The sequence below is a fragment of the Streptomyces hokutonensis genome, from assembly GCF_000376565.1.
In the GTDB taxonomy this organism is placed as follows: Bacteria; Actinomycetota; Actinomycetes; order Streptomycetales; family Streptomycetaceae; genus Streptomyces; species Streptomyces hokutonensis.
Window position 1 is genome coordinate 84,904 of sequence record NZ_BARG01000052.1, and the last position, 16,202, is coordinate 101,105.

15 protein-coding genes are annotated in these 16,202 nt (G+C 71.6%); 7 read left to right on the forward strand and 8 right to left on the reverse strand.

Going from position 1 to position 16,202, the window contains the following annotated elements:
* Nucleotides 1-116: 116 nt before the first annotated feature.
* Both SSP08S_RS31590 and SSP08S_RS31595 read left to right on the forward strand, forming a co-directional pair.
* Complete coding sequence (locus tag SSP08S_RS31590; protein WP_019071663.1) at nucleotides 117-1,040, forward strand: DUF5829 family protein; 924 nt, start codon at nucleotides 117-119, stop codon at nucleotides 1,038-1,040.
* A 43-nt stretch (nucleotides 1,041-1,083) separates the two neighbouring features.
* Nucleotides 1,084-1,584, forward strand: a complete 501-nt coding sequence (locus SSP08S_RS31595) for a GNAT family N-acetyltransferase (protein ID WP_019071664.1) — start codon at nucleotides 1,084-1,086, stop codon at nucleotides 1,582-1,584.
* Between the two features lie 23 nt (nucleotides 1,585-1,607).
* Here SSP08S_RS31595 and SSP08S_RS31600 read toward each other — a convergent pair whose 3' ends face one another.
* Together SSP08S_RS31600 and SSP08S_RS31605 are read right to left on the reverse strand one after the other, a co-directional pair.
* Complete coding sequence (locus SSP08S_RS31600; protein ID WP_051106025.1) at nucleotides 1,608-3,272, reverse strand: MFS transporter; 1,665 nt, start codon at nucleotides 3,270-3,272, stop codon at nucleotides 1,608-1,610.
* 167 nt (nucleotides 3,273-3,439) lie between these two features.
* On the reverse strand, nucleotides 3,440-3,880 hold the full coding sequence (locus SSP08S_RS31605; protein ID WP_019071666.1) for a MarR family winged helix-turn-helix transcriptional regulator: 441 nt from the start codon (nucleotides 3,878-3,880) through the stop codon (nucleotides 3,440-3,442).
* 72 nt (nucleotides 3,881-3,952) lie between these two features.
* On the opposite strand from SSP08S_RS31605, the gene SSP08S_RS31610 reads away from it, so the two are divergent.
* From SSP08S_RS31610 to SSP08S_RS31620, 3 genes are all read left to right on the forward strand, one after another.
* Nucleotides 3,953-4,864 (forward strand): PfkB family carbohydrate kinase, encoded by a 912-nt coding sequence (locus SSP08S_RS31610; RefSeq protein WP_019071667.1) that lies wholly within the window; start codon nucleotides 3,953-3,955, stop codon nucleotides 4,862-4,864.
* Nucleotides 4,865-4,917: 53 nt separating this feature from the next.
* On the forward strand, nucleotides 4,918-5,112 hold the full coding sequence (locus tag SSP08S_RS31615; protein ID WP_019071668.1) for a hypothetical protein: 195 nt from the start codon (nucleotides 4,918-4,920) through the stop codon (nucleotides 5,110-5,112).
* A 132-nt stretch (nucleotides 5,113-5,244) separates the two neighbouring features.
* The gene (locus SSP08S_RS31620; protein ID WP_019071669.1) at nucleotides 5,245-6,711 is read left to right on the forward strand and encodes an FAD-binding protein; all 1,467 of its coding nucleotides are present in this window, start codon (nucleotides 5,245-5,247) and stop codon (nucleotides 6,709-6,711) included.
* Nucleotides 6,712-6,718: 7 nt separating this feature from the next.
* Here the strand turns inward: SSP08S_RS31620 and SSP08S_RS31625 are convergent, their stop codons facing one another.
* From SSP08S_RS31625 to SSP08S_RS31635, 3 genes are read right to left on the reverse strand one after another with little or no spacing between them, the layout of a single operon-like run.
* Nucleotides 6,719-9,484, reverse strand: coding sequence for an ATP-binding protein (locus SSP08S_RS31625; protein ID WP_019071670.1), 2,766 nt, complete (start codon nucleotides 9,482-9,484; stop codon nucleotides 6,719-6,721).
* A 46-nt stretch (nucleotides 9,485-9,530) separates the two neighbouring features.
* Nucleotides 9,531-10,313: an SDR family oxidoreductase gene (locus SSP08S_RS31630; protein WP_102133446.1), complete on the reverse strand. Its 783-nt coding sequence runs from the start codon at nucleotides 10,311-10,313 to the stop codon at nucleotides 9,531-9,533.
* Between the two features lie 48 nt (nucleotides 10,314-10,361).
* Nucleotides 10,362-11,564 (reverse strand): acyl-CoA dehydrogenase family protein, encoded by a 1,203-nt coding sequence (locus tag SSP08S_RS31635; protein WP_019071672.1) that lies wholly within the window; start codon nucleotides 11,562-11,564, stop codon nucleotides 10,362-10,364.
* Between the two features lie 206 nt (nucleotides 11,565-11,770).
* Between SSP08S_RS31635 and SSP08S_RS31640 the strand changes: the two genes are divergently transcribed.
* On the forward strand, nucleotides 11,771-13,015 hold the full coding sequence (locus SSP08S_RS31640; protein WP_019071673.1) for an FAD-dependent monooxygenase: 1,245 nt from the start codon (nucleotides 11,771-11,773) through the stop codon (nucleotides 13,013-13,015).
* A gap of 19 nt (nucleotides 13,016-13,034) precedes the next feature.
* Here the strand turns inward: SSP08S_RS31640 and SSP08S_RS31645 are convergent, their stop codons facing one another.
* Nucleotides 13,035-14,441 carry a DHA2 family efflux MFS transporter permease subunit gene (locus SSP08S_RS31645; protein WP_051106026.1) on the reverse strand — a complete coding sequence of 469 codons (1,407 nt, stop codon included), beginning with the start codon at nucleotides 14,439-14,441 and terminating at the stop codon, nucleotides 13,035-13,037.
* 198 nt (nucleotides 14,442-14,639) lie between these two features.
* On the opposite strand from SSP08S_RS31645, the gene SSP08S_RS31650 reads away from it, so the two are divergent.
* Nucleotides 14,640-15,071: a MarR family winged helix-turn-helix transcriptional regulator gene (locus SSP08S_RS31650; RefSeq protein ID WP_019071675.1), complete on the forward strand. Its 432-nt coding sequence runs from the start codon at nucleotides 14,640-14,642 to the stop codon at nucleotides 15,069-15,071.
* A gap of 16 nt (nucleotides 15,072-15,087) precedes the next feature.
* Here the strand turns inward: SSP08S_RS31650 and SSP08S_RS31655 are convergent, their stop codons facing one another.
* Both SSP08S_RS31655 and SSP08S_RS31660 read right to left on the reverse strand, forming a co-directional pair.
* Nucleotides 15,088-15,474 (reverse strand): toxin Fic, encoded by a 387-nt coding sequence (locus SSP08S_RS31655; RefSeq protein WP_019071676.1) that lies wholly within the window; start codon nucleotides 15,472-15,474, stop codon nucleotides 15,088-15,090.
* Nucleotides 15,475-15,662: 188 nt separating this feature from the next.
* A complete protein-coding gene (locus tag SSP08S_RS31660; protein WP_019071677.1) occupies nucleotides 15,663-16,040 on the reverse strand; it encodes an NUDIX hydrolase in 378 nt (125 codons plus the stop codon).
* Between the last annotated feature and the right edge of the window lie 162 nt (nucleotides 16,041-16,202).

The following is a 16,202-nucleotide window of genomic DNA, read 5'->3' on the forward strand; positions in this document are numbered from 1 at the left end:
TGGGGAGGCTGCCGTGCCGCCCGTGTGTCAAGCATTTCGACCTCGTTCACAAAGCACGGCGGCCGTCCCCTCGTCGCCCTACGATCGCGCGCATGCTGATACGTCGGACATTTCGATTGATCATCGTGCTCGCCATGGCCCTGGCCGGGGCGATCGGAGGTGGTGTGGGGACGGCACAGGCCGAAGACGGCCGGCCGTCCTCGCACGACCGGCAGCTGCTGTTCTACAACCACTCCTACGGCGTCTTCGACCGGGAGACCGCCGACGCCATCGAACACTCCGACTACCTGCGGGAGTTCGCGAACTTCCAGGTCCGCACCACGACCGGCACCGGGGGACAGACCTGGACCGGCCGCTACCTGATGGGCCGCGAGACCTACCTGGAACTCTTCGGAGTCGGTGACGTCGCGGGCCAGGACGGCACTCTCGGCTCCGCCGGGCTGGGCCTGTCGACCGAGCGGGCAGGCGACCTGGCGACGGTCACCGCACGGCTGAAGGACGAAGGGGTCGCCGACCCGATCGAGTTCCTCCAGACCCGGGACTTCGGTGACGGCGTGCCCGTGCCGTGGTTCGACGCCATCCTCACCACCACCGAGTACGACGCCTTCGGCGCCTGGGCGATGGAGTACCGGCCGGAGTACTTCGCCGACCCCCGCGGCAACACCGAACCGCCGAGCTACCCCGGTGACGTAGGCCGGGAGCGCTACCTCTCCGACGCCTACCGCACCCACCTGATGCGTGACGTGACCTCCGTGCGCATCGCGGTCACCGAGGGCGACCTCGCCGACACCGTGCCACTGCTGCGGGCCGGCGGGTTCACCGTCCGGACCTTGGCAGGCGGTGGCGTCGTCGCGAAGGGCGGCGGCACCACGATCCGCCTCGACGTCGTGCCGCGCGCGAACGCGGGCATGCAGCAGGTCGACATGTCACTCAACAGGCCCGTGAAGGACCGACACGTGGAGCGGATCGGCAACTCGACCCTGACCGTCGGCCCCGGCAGCCGGGCCGTGTGGACGTTCGCCCACAACGGCACTCCGTAAGGGCGCGGACAGAGCCCGGCTCGTGCCGTGTGATGCTGACGTCATGACTGCTCAGGACCAGATCTCGGTCGTCCGCCGGTCGGCCGGAGAACTTTCCGCCGAGGACGGCACGGCCGGGCTGCTGACGGCCTACCATCTGCGCACGGAGGCCGAGAAGGGCCGTGCCGTCGCCGATGCGGACGGTCTGCCGGACCGCTACCGTGCGGAGATCTCGGACCCGCGGACCGCGTTCGCGGACGATGTGGTGCTGCTGGCGCTGAGCGGGAGCACCCCGGTGGGCTGTCTGGTGGTGACCGCCCCCGCCGACGGGCGGTCGGAGATCAAGAGGCTCTGGACGGACCCGGCATTCCGGGGCCGGGGCATCGCGTCGGACCTGCTCCGTGCCGCACTCGCGCATGCCGCGGAGAGCGACGCGGGCACCGTGCGGCTGTCGGTCTGGAAATGGCGCACCGGGGCCATCGCCCTGTACGAACGGTTCGGCTTCACCGTCACCGAGTCATGGGACGACCGCGATCAACTGGTGTGCATGGAGCGCGCCGTGTGAGTGGTCGTCCAGCAATTCCCTTTCTACGACGGCCCGTTGGGCCCCGCCTGCGTGGCTTCGGGTGTCTCGGCGGGGGCGGGCGGCAGACCGGCCGGTGCGGGTTCGGACTGGTGGCCGCCGCGCAGGGCCGAGGCGATCGCGGAGACCAGGGCCATGCCCGCCGCCACGCCGAAGACGATGGTCAGGCCGTGGTGGAACGGCCCGGAGACCAGGCGGGGAAAGAAGGAGTGGCCGGTCAGGACGGCGCGCTGGGCCGCTGATAGCTGGTCGAGGACGCCGTTCGACGCGAGCAGGTGCTGGATGGGGTTGTTGCCGAGGAACGTGGCGAACAGGGTGCTCACCGGTGGCAGCGACGCGGCCTGGTCGGCGGCGCCGGCCGGTACGCCGTGGGCCTGGAGCCCCTTGCTCAGTGTGCCGGGCAGTGAGGAGGCGAGCCCGGAGACCATCAGGGAGAAGAACACGCCGATGGACAGGGCGGTGCCCGAGTTCTGGAAGGTGGAGCGCATGCCCGAGGCGACACCCCGGTACTCGCTCGGCACACTGCCCATGATCGAGGACGTGTTCGGCGCCGAGAACATGCCCTGCCCCAGCCCGTTGAGCAGCAGCAGCGCCGCGAACATCCCGTAGTCGAAGTCGATGGGCAGCGCCAGCAGACCGACGAAGGACAGGGCTACGACGACCAGCCCGACCGTCGAGAACATCCGGGCGCCGAACCGGTCCGACAGATATCCGGACACGGGTCCCGCGATGAGGAAGCCGACCGTGAGCGGAAGCATGAAGATGCCCGCCCACAGTGGGGTGTCCTCGTAGTCGTAGCCGTGCAACGGCAGCCAGATGCCCTGGAGCCAGATGATCAGCATGAACTGGAGTCCGCCCCGCGCGATCGCCGTCAGCAGTGCGGCCAGGTTGCCCGCGGCGAAGGCGCGCACCTTGAACAGGGCCAGGTTGAACATCGGTTCGGCGATGTGCGTCTCGATGTAGCAGAAGACCAGCAGCAGTACGACGCCGCCGATCAGACCACTGAGCACCCACGGGTTCCCCCAGCCGGTGGCGCTGCCGCCGTAGGGCTGGATGCCGTAGGTGATGCCCGCGAGGAGGATTCCGGCGCCCGCCGCGAAGGTGAGGTTGCCCAGCCAGTCGATGCGGCCGGGGCGGCCCGCCGAGGTCTCGCGCAGGCTCAGGTACGACCAGATCGTGCCGGTGATGCTGATCGGCACGCTCACCCAGAACACCGCGCGCCAGTCGACGACGGCCAGCAGCCCACCGGCGAGCAGGCCGAGGAACTGGCCGGCGAGCGCGGTGATCTGGTTGACGCCGAGGGCCATCCCGCGCTGCCGGGCCGGGAAGGCGTCGGTGAGGATGGCGGCCGAGTTGGCGGTGAGCATCGAGCCGCCGAAGGCCTGCACGATCCGCCAGAGGATCAGCCACATCGCGCCCGCCCCCGCGCGGAACGGGTCCAGGGACAGCGCGACGGACGCGCACGCGAAGATCAGGAAGCCGATGTTGTAGATCTTCACCCGGCCGAACATGTCACCGAGCCGGCCGAGCACGACCACGAGCACCGCCGACACCAGCAGATAGCCCAGGATCATCCAGAGCAGATAGCCGATGTTGCCCGGCGCGAGCGGGTCGAGGCCGATGCCCCGGAAGATCGCGGGCAGCGAGATGATCACGATGGAGGCGTCCATCGTGGCGATCAGCACGCCGAGTGTCGTGTTGGACAGCGCTACCCACTTGTAGTTCGGCCCCGGGGGAGTGTCCTTACGACGCCCCGAGCGCACGGCACTCAGCAGGGACGGCCGCCTTGGTTGCGGTCCGGTCCCTTGTCCCCCGCCGGGTATGCGCGCGCCCTCGGTCACAGTCGCTCCGCAAGGCGGTCGAGGAGGGGGAGGGCGGACGCCAGCGCCACGCGCTCCGCGTCGGTGAACCCGTCGAGGACGACGGCGAGGCGCTGCACCGACTCCGAGCGCCGCTCGGCCAGCATCGCGCGGCCCTCGTCCGTGATCGCCAGGATGCTCCGCCGCCGGTCCGCGGCATCGGGGCTGCGGACGACGAGCCCGCGCTGTTCGAGCAGCGCGAGCGTGCTCGCCATCGCCTGCGGGCGTACCCGCTCCAGTTCGGCGAGGGACGTCGGCGACTCCGACCCCTCACGCGCGAGCCGGGCCAGCACCGAGACTCCGGAGAGCGACACGTCCCCCACGGCGTGCGCCTGACGCAGCCGCCGGGTCACCCGCCCCACCGCGAGCCGTAGATCGGACGCGAGCCGGGCAGTGTCGTTCGGACTGTCCACCTTCATGGTTACTAACACTAGATTTATCAGCCTGGACTGCTCAACCAATTGTTAGTAAATGGCGCGAGGAGGTCACTGATGGTGAGAGAGCGTCCCGCAGGACTGTTCGTCGGACTGTGCACCCTCGATGTCATCCAGCTCGTGGACCACGCGCCGGGTGCCAACGAGAAACTCACCGCCCGGGACCAGGTGGTCGCCGCCGGCGGCCCGGCGGCGAACGCGGCCGCGACCTTCGCCCACCTCGGCGGCACGGCCACGCTGCTGACGGCAATCGGCAGCCACCCGCTGGGAGTTGGGGCGACTGCAGACCTGCACGCACTAGGCGTGACGGTCACCGACCTCGCCGCCGACTCGACGCAACCGCCCGCCGTGTCCTCCGTCCTGGTGACCGCCTCCACCGGCGAACGCGCAGTAGCCTCCACCAACGCGACACGCCACCGGCTCACCCCGCCCGACGACCTCGACACGCTGGTCGCGGCCTGCGACATCGTCGAGTTCGACGGCCACCACATGGAACTGGCCGTGGCCGCGGCCCGCGCCGCGCGTACCGCCGGCCGTACGACGGTCTTCGACGGCGGCAGCTGGAAGCCCGGCACAGAGGACCTGCTCCCGTTCATCGACGTGGCCGTCTGCTCCTCCGACTTCCGCCCACCCGGCACGCACACACCGGCGGAGACGTTGGGGTTCCTTCGGGAACACGGGGTCGTCTGGTCGGCAGTCACCGGAGGGGCGAACCCCATCATGTGGGCGGCCCCGGACGCCGAAGGCACCCTGCACGTGCCCCCGGTCAGGGTGGCCGACACCCTGGGCGCGGGCGATGTCCTGCACGGTGCCCTGGCCCATCACCTCGCACTCCAGGACCGCCTGACCTCGGAGGGCTTCGCCGAGGCGCTGCGCACGGCGGCCGCCGTGGCCTCGCGGGCAGCCGGCTCGTTCGGTACGCGCGAGTGGATGGGGAGGGGCGACCCGGGCCGGCACGCCCGGACCTGAGAAGATCATCAGGAACGTACGGGTCACCGGGCCGTACCAACTCAGGGGGAAACATGATCATTGTGCTGCTGCTCGGCGTCCTCGTGCTCGTCATCGGCGGGTGCGCCTGTGTGGTGTGGGCCGAGCGCGGTGGGCCCCGTTGGGCGCGCGCCGTCGCGACCGTGACCCTCACCGTCAGTGAACTGCTGCGCAGCTCCCGGAAGAACCGCCGGCGGGGCCTGAATCGGAGCAGCCAGGACGACGACTAGCAGGGCCGGGCCGCCGCGGCACGTGCCGAACCGGTCGGGGAACGCGCCGCGACGGAACCCTGTTCCGAACCCCAACGTGCCTAGACTGAGCCGTCGTTGATCGTTTCACCCGGACGGTCTCAGGAGGACCACATGCCCCGCACCCCGACCCGACGCACCGCTCTGCGCGGCCTGGCCGTCGCCTCGGCCGCGGTCATCGGCTTCGACCCCTTCACCCGGAGCTGGGCGGTGACCGACTCCGGCGGACCGCTCAGCGGCGTCCCGCGCCTGGACGGGACGCTGCTCACCGACGACGCCTCGCTCGCCGCCGACGCGGACGACTTCGGGCACATCGTGCACCGCAGACCGGCGGCGGTGCTGCGGCCCGGGTCCGTGCGGGACGTCGTCGCGATGGTGCGGTTCTGCAATCTGCACGGAATCCGCGTGGCGCCGCGCGGACAGGGGCACGGCACGAACGGGCAGGCGCAGGTGGAGGGCGGGCTCATCATCGAGACCGGGCCGCTCGCCTCCATCGGGCCCGTAGAGGTGGGTAGTTCACGGGTCACGGTCGGGGCGGGCGCGAAGTGGAGCGACGTCGCCAAGGCCACCCTCGCCCACGGTCTGACCCCGCCCGTTTTCACCGACTACCTCGAACTCTCCGTCGGCGGCACCCTGTCCGTCGGCGGCCTGGGCGGCCAGACCCACCGGCACGGCGCACAGGTGGACAACGTCCTGGAGCTCGAAGTCGTCACCGGCGCCGGGGAGTTGCTCCGCTGTTCCCCCACCCGGCACCCCGACCTGTTCCACGCCGTGCTCGCCGGACTCGGGCAGTGCGCCGTGATCGTCGCCGCCACCCTGCGCCTGGTGCGCGCCCCGGAGACCGTACGGCACTACCTCCTGCCCTACGCCGACCTGCGCACCTTCCTCGACGACCAGCGCCTCCTCGCCACCGAGGGCCGGTTCGCCTACCTCGAGGGCCAGGTCGGCGCGGACACCGCCGGAGCCTTCGACCAGTTCACCATCGAGGCCGTCGCCTACGGACCGCCCGTGGGAGACACCCCCGACGACGCCACGCTCCTGCGCGGACTGCGCCACACCGCGTCCGGCGTCCAGATCACCGACCTCGGCTACTACGACTTCCTCGACCGGCTCGCCCCCTCCGTCGCCGCCCTGAAGGCAGCGGGCCTGTGGGCCTACGCCCACCCCTGGCTCAACCTCCTGCTGCCCGGCCGCAGCACCGCCGACCTCGCCGCCACCCTCCTCGACGCGCTCACCCCGGCCGACCTGGGACCGGGCGTCGTCCTCCTCTACCCGCTGCTGCGCGAGCGCCTCCACACCCCGTTGCTGCGGACGCCCGACGACCCGGTGCCATACCTCTTCGCCGTCCTGCGCACCACGCCACCTGAGGACACGGCCACGGTGCAGCGCCTGCTGAATGCCAACCGTTCCGCCTACGACACGGTCGGCGCGGTCGGCGGCACGCAGTACCCGGTCGGCTCGATCCCCTTCCGACACGCCGACTGGAGACGGCACTTCGGACCGGTGTGGCACCGGTTCGCCGAGGCCAGGAGGACGTACGACCCGAAGGGGGTCCTGGTACCGGGGCAGGGGATTTTCTGATGTCGTCCTAGTCGGGCGGCAGGTCCGCGAGCGCGTCGCGCAGTGCGGCGCGGGAGGCCACGCCCAGCTTCGGGAACAGCTGGCGGAGGTGGGCGGCGACGGTGCGGGGGGAGAGGAAGAGGCGTTCCGCGATCTGTTTGTTGGTGAGGCCGGCCGCCGCGAGGAGGGCGATCTCCCGTTGCTGCGGTGTCAGTGACGACGGTCCGGTGACACCGGAAGACCCGACGGACAGGCCGGTCGCCCGCAGCTCGTTGCCCGTCCTGGCCGTCCAGGGGCGGGCGCCGAGCCGTTCGAACGTGTCGATCGCGTCGGCGAGTCGGGTGCGCGCCTCTGTCGTGGACTTCACCCGGCGGAGGCGTTCGCCGTAGGCGAGGCGGACCCGGGCCAACTCGAAGGGCCAGCGGTCCGTGCCGGGTACCGCGAGGGCCTCCTCGAACAGGCCGATCGCTTCGTGGTCGACGGCGGCGATGGCCTCCGACGCCTTCACCAGCAGGGCGAGCCGTGGCGAGATCGCGGCGATGCCGGCCTCGCGCGCAGCCGTCGCGTGGGCCGTCGCCTCCGAGGCCCGGCCCGTTCGGACCGCCGCCTCGACGAGATCCATGACGACGAGCAGGGCGGGCGGAACGTGCGAGGCGAGTTCCCCGGCGCGGCTGATGGCGCACGCGTGCCGGTAGGCGTCCTCGAACCGACCCCTGCCGAGCGCGGCGAGCGCCCTCGCGTGCGAGGCGCACGACAGATAGGAACCCACCCCGCGCGGTGTCGCCCAGAGGGTCATCTCGTCCGTCAGGGCCCGGGTGGCGGCCTCGTCGCCCCGGGCGGCGGCGACCAGCGCCCGCTGGTACAGGAACTCCGTCGACAGGAGCTGATAGCTGTTGGCTTCCCCCAGGTCACGGCCCTGCGCGGCCTGCGCCTCCAGTTCGTCCCACTCGCCGGCCGCGAAATGGTCCCGGCCCAGGTACACCAGCCCCTGGATCTCCACGGTGAGCGAGCTGTTGTCCCGCCCGTCGCGCAGCACCCGGCGCAGCGCCGTGCGGCACGCCGGGAGCCGGTCCACGTACAGGGAGGTCATGGCGATCCGGATGACCCGGACCGGGTCGGCCTCCCGGTCGAGCGAGGCGATCGCTTCGTCGAGCTTCCCCAGCGCGGCCGACCCCGTCCGGGCCGGGTCGGCCATGGTGTTGACGGTCAGGGCCAGCTGGTCCGGGATTTCTGGTTTCAGCAGGCCGAGCGCCCGGTGCAGCGGCTTCCAGAACTCCGTGCGCTGACTGCTCTGGCACAGCCAGGCCAGGGTGTACAGCGCGTCGATCATGGTCGGGTCGGCGGCGTCGTACGGCTGGTGCTGCATGTCGATCGCGCCGACGAGCAGCCGGTGCGCGGTGTCCAGGTCGCCCTCACCGCTGAGGAGGATGTGGTGCGCCGCCGCGACGGCCGCGACCAGCGGGCCCGCCCGTCCGCCGTCGGCCAGCCGGGCCTCCTCCAGCAGGCGGGGCACATCACGCAGATCACCGGTCAGGTCCGCGCCGAGGTAGGCCGCCTCGGCGATCCGGCGGCTGCGCTCGTAGCCGCGCGGGCTCAGCTCGGCGGCACGCAGCAGCGCGGCGATGGCACCGCCCGCGTCGCCCCGCCGCACGGTGTCGCGTGCCACCGTCTCCAGCAGACTCGCGACGTCCTCGGCGGGCTCGACGGTGGCATGGGCGAGGTGCCAGGCGCGCCGCTCGGGGCGGTCGGCGCTCAACTCCGCCAGGGCGCGGTGCACTTCGCGGCGCTGCTCGCTGGTGGAGAGCTCCACGACGGCGGAGCGGGTCAGGGGATGGCGGAACGCCAGCCGTCCGGTGACCTGGTCCACGTAGACGAGTCCCGCCCGTTCCGCGTCGGCCAGGTCGTCCATGCCGGTCCCCGCGGTGAGAACGGCGAGATCACCGGTGCCGTCCAGGACCGCGTACAGCAGGAGCAGCCGGGTCGCGGCCGGCAGCGCCTCGACCCGGGACGCGAATACGGCCTGGAGCCGGCGGCTCAGCGGCAGCAGTTCGGGTACGTCGGCTCCGGAGCGCTGGGCGCCACTGAGCGCCACCGGCAGCTCGAGCAGGGCCAGCGGGTTGCCCTGCGCCTCCGCCAGAAGACGGTCCCGCACACGCGGGGCGAGGGAGGGGGAACGGGCCTCGATCAACGCCGCCGCGGCCGTCGTGTCGAGCGGCTGTACGTGGTGGTGGGGCACCCCGCCGCGCTCGAAGAACGTGCCTTCCCCCGACCGGTAGGCGCCGAGGAAGCCGACCCGGCTGCCGCCAAGACGACGTGCGACGAAGCCCAGCACCACGGCGCTGGCCCGGTCCAGCCACGGGAGATCGTCGACGATCACCAGCAACGGCCGCTCCACCGCCGCCTGGACGAGCAGCGTCAGCGCCGCGTTCGACACCAGCAGCTGATCGGACGGCGCGCCCCGGTCCAGGCCCAGCGCTACGTTCAGGGCGGTGCGGTACGGGTCGGGCAGCCCGTCGAGCCCGGCCAGCAGCGGCTGAAGGACCTGGTGGAGACCCGCGAAACTCATCGTGCTCTCGAACTCCACACCGGCGGCCCGCACGACCCGCGCACCCGTGCCGCGTGCCTGTCCGGCCGCCGCGTCCAGCAGCACCGTCTTGCCGACCCCGGCGTCCCCGGACAGCAGCAGCGCCCTGCCGGAGACCATGGCCTCCTCGACGAACCCCCGGACCAGCCCGAGATCGTGATCGCGCCCGACCAGAGGCTCGGCCGGACCCGCCGGCGAAGACCCGTCCATCCCCTGCTCCCTTCCGACCTCGGAACTCTACGACCGACTGCCACTGTCACCGCATGAACGAGCCGCCGTTGACGTCGAGTGTGGCACCCGTGATGTATCCGGAGTCGTCCCCCGCCAGATGACCCACCAGCGCCGCCACCTCGTCGGGCCGCCCGAACCGGCCCACGGGGATCCGGTCGGCGGCCCGCCGCAGCGCCTCGGCGGGCAACTCGTCCATGACGGGCGTCCGTACGGCCGCAGGAGCGACGGCGTTGACGGTGACGCCGTGGGGCGCGAGCTCCTGGGCGAAGACCTTGGTCAGCACCAGCACACCCGCCTTCGCCGCGGCGTAGTGAGGCCCGGCGACCAGCCCGCCCTGCTGCCCGGCCAGCGACGCGAGGTTGATCACCCGGCCCCAGCCGCGCTCCCGCATCGGCGGCGCGCACAGCCGGGTGAGGACGAGGACGCTGCGCAGGTTCGTGGCCATGAGGGCGTCCCACTCGTCGAGTTCGACGTCCCACACCGAACCGGGCGCCGTCCGCGCCGCGTTGTTGACCAGCACATCGGGGCTGTGCCACGCCGAGGACACCGCGCGCACCGCGTCCCGTGTCTCCTCGGGGTCGCCGACATCGGCGCGCACCGCCATGGCGGAGTCCCCGTCGGGGTCCAGCGCCTTGGCCAGAGCCCGTGCGCCGGAGTCGTCCCGGTCCAGCAGCGCCACCCGCAGGCCGAGCCGGTGCAGTTCGGTGGCGATCGAGGCGCCGATGCCACGCGCGGCACCGGTGATCAGGGCCACCCTGCGTTCCGCCGTCGGTCGGATCGGGTCTGTCGAGGGTCGGGGTGCGGCCACCGGTCGGGTCTCCTTGGTTGCTCGGGTCGGTCGACGTCGGTACGGGATTCAGACGACGTCGGTGTGGGGGAGGGAGCGGCCGAGCAGGACGCGGCCGTAGAGCTCCCGGCTGGTTTCGACGCTCAGCGCCGCGTGCCGCGAGGCCGTCCCGATGTCGCGCCAGGCGCGCTGGAGCGGTGAGTCGTCGGAGAAGCTGCTCGCCCCGGCCGTGTCCAGCAGGAGGCTGACGGCCTCGCGGGCGCAGCGCATCGCGTGGCTGCCGTCCATCCGCAGGCGGGCCCTGGTCTCCAGGTCGGGGCGCCGTCCGGCGCGCGCGGCCTCGTCGATCTCGTCGGCGGCGCGCCGCAGGTGCAGCGCGGCCGTGTCGATCAAGGTGGCGGCCTGGGCGACGTTCAGCTGGTGCGGGGCGGCTTCCGCCGTCAGGGCGTGCAGAGGTGACACCGACCGTTTTCCTCCCGCGAGGTCCCGGACGACGCGTTCGAGCGCGCCGCGGGCGATGCCGACGCCGGTGCCGACCAGCGGCAGGTTGATGGACAGGGGGAAGATGACCCGGGCCTCGCCCGGATGCCGTCGGATGCCGATGCCTTCGGCGATCTCGGCGAAGGACACGAACTGCTCGTCAGGGACGAAGAGTTGACTTGCCACGGCCGTCCGACTCCCGGTGCCCCGCATGCCTGCCATGTGCCAGGTGTCCGCCACCGTGAGCGCGGCCGCCGGGACGAGGGCGAGCCCGCGTTCCGGCCCGCCGCGGTCCTCGCGGACGATGCCCAGCAGCACCCAGGACGCCTGGTCGATGCCGGAGATCCACGGCCACCGCCCGTCGAGTTCGAGCCCGCCTGTTACCGCCGTGACCGAACCGGAGGGATTGGCGGCCCCGCAGAGCACGGCGTCCGGATCGGACTTCCAGATCGCGGTGCGGACCTCGTCGGGCAGTTGCGAGGCGAACAGCGCGGCGCCGTACACGATGCCGACGAGCCATGAGCTCGACGCGCAGCCGGTCGCCAGCTCGGCGCACACGTCGACGGCGGTGCGCACACCGGCGCCGAGGCCGCCGTAGCGGCGCGGTGTCCCCATGGTGAAGAGCCCGGCCTCGCGGAGCGCCTCCGCGCTCGGTTCGGCCAATGTGCGCTCGCGCTCGGTCCGTTCGGCGTGGGCCGCGACGACCGGCGTCAAGTCCCTTGCCACCCGCACGAGTTGTGCCTCGGTGGTGCTGGCCCGGGGTAAGAGGTCCCGGCTGTTCGGGTCTGTCATCGGGGTTCCTCTCTGGGATTTGATCCACCACGGGTGGTGCCGTTCCTGGCGGGATCACGCCGTCGCGCAACGCGGTCAGCTTACCTGGAGATGATCCCTCCGGATATGGTGATGATGAGGGGACGGGCCGCCCCCGGCCCTGCCCGGCTCCCTGAACGGCCAAGAGTCCAGGGCGAGTTGGCACAGTGGAGCGCAAGGGAGAACATGTGAAGATCGTCGTGGTGGGCGGCGGCGTCGCCGGCCTTGTCGCCGCTCTGAGCCTGCGCGCCGCGGGAATGACACCGGTGGTGTGCGAGTCCGCGCGCGAACTGCGGGCACTCGGCGTCGGCATCAACCTGCTGCCCCACGCGGTGCGCGAACTCACCGAACTCGGCCTCGGCGACGCGCTGGACGCCATCGCGCTGCCGCCGGAGCGACTGGTCTACTGCGATCGTCGAGGACGCCCGATCTGGGAGGAGCCATTAGGTCTGGGCGCCGGCTACAAGTGGCCCCAATACTCCGTCCACCGGGGCAAGTTGCAGATGATGCTGCTGGACGCGGTCCGCACCCGTATCGGACCGGACGCGATCCGCACCGGCATGGCCTTCGAACGCTTCGAGCCCCAGGAGCGAGGCGTGGCAGCCCACTTCACGGACCGGAACACCGGAGGATCGGTGGTCATCGAGGCCGACGCCCTCGTCGGCGCCGACGGCATCGACTCCCGACTGCGGGCCCAACTGCACCCGGGTGAGGGCGCCCCCAGCGGGAACGGGGTGCGCATGTGGCGGGGGATGAGCCGGTATCCGCACCTACTCGGCGGGCGGACCATCGTGGTGGCCGGAGGACGCCCCGGGGACAAGTTCGTCGCCTACCCCGTCGAGGACCCGGCTGTCGAGGGCGGCCCCGCGCTCATGAACTGGGTGCTGGAGGTCCGCGGCCCGCGGCCCGGCGAGGCAACGGACGGTTTCCATCGGTCGGTTGCCGTGGAGGAGGCGCTGGCTGGAGTGGCGGACTGGAGTCTGCCGTGGATCGACCTGCCCGAACTGATCCGTGGCTCCACCGGCATTCACGAGTACCCGATGGTGGACCGCGACCCGCTGCCGCGCTGGAGCTTCGGCCGGGTGACGCTGGTCGGAGACGCCGCCCACCCCATGTATCCCATGGGCATGAACGGCGGCTCCCAGTCGATCGTCGACGCCCGGGTCCTGGCCTGGTCCCTCGCCCACCAGGACGATCCGGTACGGGCGTTGGCCCGGTACGAGGAGCTGCGCCGCGAACCCCTGAACCAACTGGTGCTGGCCAACCGTGAGTTGGGCCCCGAGAAGATCATCGCCCTGGCGGAGGAGGTCGGCGGCCCGGTGTCCGAGGAGCATGCGACGGCCGTCTCCCAGGGCTACAAACAGCTGGCCGGGTGTACGACCGCCGTACTCAACTCCCGGGATTCCTGGTCGGTTTCACCGGTGAGCCCCTGAGAGCGCGGGGTGGCCAGTGCTAGTGCGCCTCCTCGTGCCGGCGCCGAGGCGAAGCCGTCCCGCCCGACGCGGTGGTCCGACGGGCGGCGGCGCGAGCCGGACCGTCGGGGAGCGTGAACGCGAAGAGGGAGGTTGCTGCCGCGAGGGCGGCCAGGGCGAGATAGGCGTGCTGGTAGGCGGTGATGGGCGGGTTCGCCGCGGCTGCCGTGGGTGTGTTCAGGACCAGGGCCGTGGTCACCGCCGCCGGGGCGAAGGCGCCCCCGGTCTGCCGTACGACCGTGTTGAGTGTCGACGCCTGGGCCAGGTCCTTGCGGGAGACGGTCGCCAGCGAGGCCACCGTGGTCGGCATGAAGACGCCGCCCATGCCGACGCCGAGCAGGAACATGTACGTACGGAAGGTCCACAGGCCGGTGTCCTGGTCGCAGGTGGCGAAGAGCAGCAGGACCCCGCTCACCATGGCCAGGCCGCCGCCGATGATGATCCGGGGGCCGACCCTGGAGTACAGGACCCCGGCGATCTGGACCGTCAGCAGCACACCGAAGGCCTCGGGGAACGTGCTGGTGCCGGACTCCAAGGCCGAACGGCCCTGTCCCTGCTGGAGGAAGAGCGGGCCGAGGTACATCGCGCCCAGGATCGGCACCAGGCCCACCAGATTGATCAGGTTGGTGTCCCGGAAGAGCCGGTCCGCGAAGAGCCGGAGTCTCAACAGCGGTTCGGCGGTGCGGAGTTCGAAGAGGACGGCGGCGGTGAGCAGGACCGCGCCGAGTACGAGGGCGGTGACGACGGCGGGGGAGGACCAGCCGCGGTTGGGACCCTCGCAGACCCCGAACATCACGGAACCCAGGGCCGCCGCGCTCAGCAGCAGCCCGGTGAGGTCGAAACGGCCGGGGCGATGACCGCGGTGCTCGGCCAGGAAGACCGCTCCGAACACGACGGCGGGCACGCCCAGCGGCAGGTTGACGTAGAACACCCAGCGCCAGGACAGATGGTCCACCAGCAGGCCGCCGAGGATCGGCGCGACGGCCGGGGCCATCTGCTGCGGGACGATCATGTACCGCGAAATCCGCACCTGCTCCCACGAGTTGAAGGTGCTGTAGAGCAGCGAGGACGCGGCGGGGAAGAGCAGTCCGGCGGAGAGGCCCTGGACCGCGCGGAAGGCGACGAGCTGGGCGAGGTCGGCCGCCGCGCCGCACAGCAGCGACGAGGCGAGGAAGGCGCCGAGGGCGGTGAGCAGCACGCGCTTGGCGCCGAACCGCTCCACGAGCCAGGCCGAGGCGGGGATGGCCATGGCCAGACAGACCGGGTAGACCACGACCACACCGTCCAGGGCGGCCGTGGTCAGGCGGAACGTGCGGGCGATGGAGGGGAGGGCGACGGTCGTGATCGCTCCGTCGACGATCGCGATGAACGTCACGCAGACACACATGACGGGCACGACCAGGCGCTGGCCCGGGCGCGGACGGAGGCGTATTCGGGAGGCGAGGGGGACGGGGGAAGCGGGGGAGACGGGACGGCGTCGGAACAGCAGCACATGCTGAGCATACTCACTATGTGAGTGCTCATAGGTCGCGGTCGAGGAACGTAGAATCGGTTCTCACCGCGAAAACGGGGAACGGGGAACGTCATGGCAGTGCACGGCAGCAGCGACATCCTGGTCGACGAGCTCTACGAGACGACCCACCGGCTACGGCAGTTCGTGGAGATCCGGCTGCGCGCAAACGGCGCCTCGGTCGCCCGGCTGCGCGCCCTGCGGATGCTCGCCCATGCCGAAGAGCCTTTGCGCATGCGGGACTTGAGCGAGATGACCGGCGTCGCGGCCCGCACCACGACCAGCATCGTCGACAGCCTGGAGCGCGACGGGCTGGTGGAGCGCGTACGTCATCCGCACGACCGGCGCGCGTTTCTGCTCCGCCTCACCGACAAGGGCCGGGACTGTCATCGCGAGGCTGAGGAGGTCGACGGCCTCGCGCTCGCGGAGGCGACGGCCGAACTGGACGCGGAGGACCGCGCACAGCTGCGGGCCCTGCTCGGGCGCATCCGGAAGGCGACGTCCTGAGGCCGGTCCGGGAGGATCAGGCAGTGGCCCACTCGCGCAGTTGGCGGGCGATCCTGGGCAGGCCCAGTTCGCCGGAGGCCGCGTCGCGCACGAGCGCCATGGCCGCCTTGGGCGGGTGGTCGAGGCGGCGTTCGTTGAGGATCAGGTAGGCCTCGGTGGCGTGCCAGGCGAAGGCCTCGTTGGAGTGCTCCAGGCAGGCCAGTTTCGCCAGGGTCTGCAGCAGTGCCGCCGCCTTGAGGCGCAGGGAGCCGTAGATGTCGCGCTCCGTCGCGCGGGCGTCGACACGCGCGGCGGCTGCGTAGAGCGGGCCGTAGTGGTCGACCTGGAGATCACGGTCGAGCAGTTCGGCGGCGTGCAGCAGGCACGTGACGTCCAGCGTGTGCGGTGGTTCGGGCTGGGTCACGCGGCGTGCCCCTGCTCCTGGCCCTCGAGTTCGCGCAGCGCGTCCGCCTCGGCCGCCCGCTGCTCCGCACTGGGATCCGCGGTGCCCGGCTAGGCCGCGAACGCCGCACCGCTGCGTGCCATGGACTCCTTGAAGCCCGCGAGGAACCGCTTCTCCACGGCTGTCGCCCGCGGGCGGGCCGGGATTTCCTACACGGGTGTATGGCCCTCCAGGTAGGCGCGCACGGGTGCGGGCAGCCCACCGTCGATGTCGACGGCTTCGGCGAAGGGCGCCCAGCGGAGCTGTCCGGCGGTGAGCTGGGCCTCCCCGGACGGATCCTCGCTCAGCAGATGACATACGACGGCCGGCGCTCCGTCCGCCGGCTCAGGCACCAGGAGGCTGGACCCGTCCACGAGATAGCCCGTGAGTTCGTAGACCGCGCGCGCGGCGGTGGCCTGTGGCGTCTCGGCCTCCTCGGGGACCCCGGACGGCAGACCCCAACCGCCCTGCACATTCACCAGCAGCAGCTGCCCGTCGTTCACGACGACCGCGTCCACCAGTTCCTCGGCGGCCTGCTCCAACGACATCTCCGCACCGTTCCCTTCGTACGTACAAGGAGCGACCGCCCGTCCGGCCGCGTCCGACCCCGTTTCCTACCCGGGACGCGGCGGTTCACGCGGTACGCCCGCACCCGGCACGACTTCGGGACCGGCGGGAACCGGGACACCTCGCCGGGCGTTTTCCACTGA

Bases quoted from the DNA above. Each gene is read 5' to 3' on its own strand.
- SSP08S_RS31595 (WP_019071664.1), top strand. From the start codon at position 1,084: ATGACTGCTCAGGACCAGATCTCGGTCGTCCGCCGGTCGGCCGGAGAA.
- SSP08S_RS31600 (WP_051106025.1), bottom strand. From the start codon at position 3,272: ATGGACGCCTCCATCGTGATCATCTCGCTGCCCGCGATCTTCCGGGGC.
- SSP08S_RS31605 (WP_019071666.1), bottom strand. From the start codon at position 3,880: ATGAAGGTGGACAGTCCGAACGACACTGCCCGGCTCGCGTCCGATCTA.
- SSP08S_RS31610 (WP_019071667.1), top strand. From the start codon at position 3,953: ATGGTGAGAGAGCGTCCCGCAGGACTGTTCGTCGGACTGTGCACCCTC.
- SSP08S_RS31615 (WP_019071668.1), top strand. From the start codon at position 4,918: ATGATCATTGTGCTGCTGCTCGGCGTCCTCGTGCTCGTCATCGGCGGG.
- SSP08S_RS31620 (WP_019071669.1), top strand. From the start codon at position 5,245: ATGCCCCGCACCCCGACCCGACGCACCGCTCTGCGCGGCCTGGCCGTC.
- SSP08S_RS31625 (WP_019071670.1), bottom strand. From the start codon at position 9,484: ATGGACGGGTCTTCGCCGGCGGGTCCGGCCGAGCCTCTGGTCGGGCGC.
- SSP08S_RS31635 (WP_019071672.1), bottom strand. From the start codon at position 11,564: ATGACAGACCCGAACAGCCGGGACCTCTTACCCCGGGCCAGCACCACC.
- SSP08S_RS31645 (WP_051106026.1), bottom strand. From the start codon at position 14,441: ATGTGTGTCTGCGTGACGTTCATCGCGATCGTCGACGGAGCGATCACG.
- SSP08S_RS31650 (WP_019071675.1), top strand. From the start codon at position 14,640: ATGGCAGTGCACGGCAGCAGCGACATCCTGGTCGACGAGCTCTACGAG.
- SSP08S_RS31660 (WP_019071677.1), bottom strand. From the start codon at position 16,040: ATGTCGTTGGAGCAGGCCGCCGAGGAACTGGTGGACGCGGTCGTCGTG.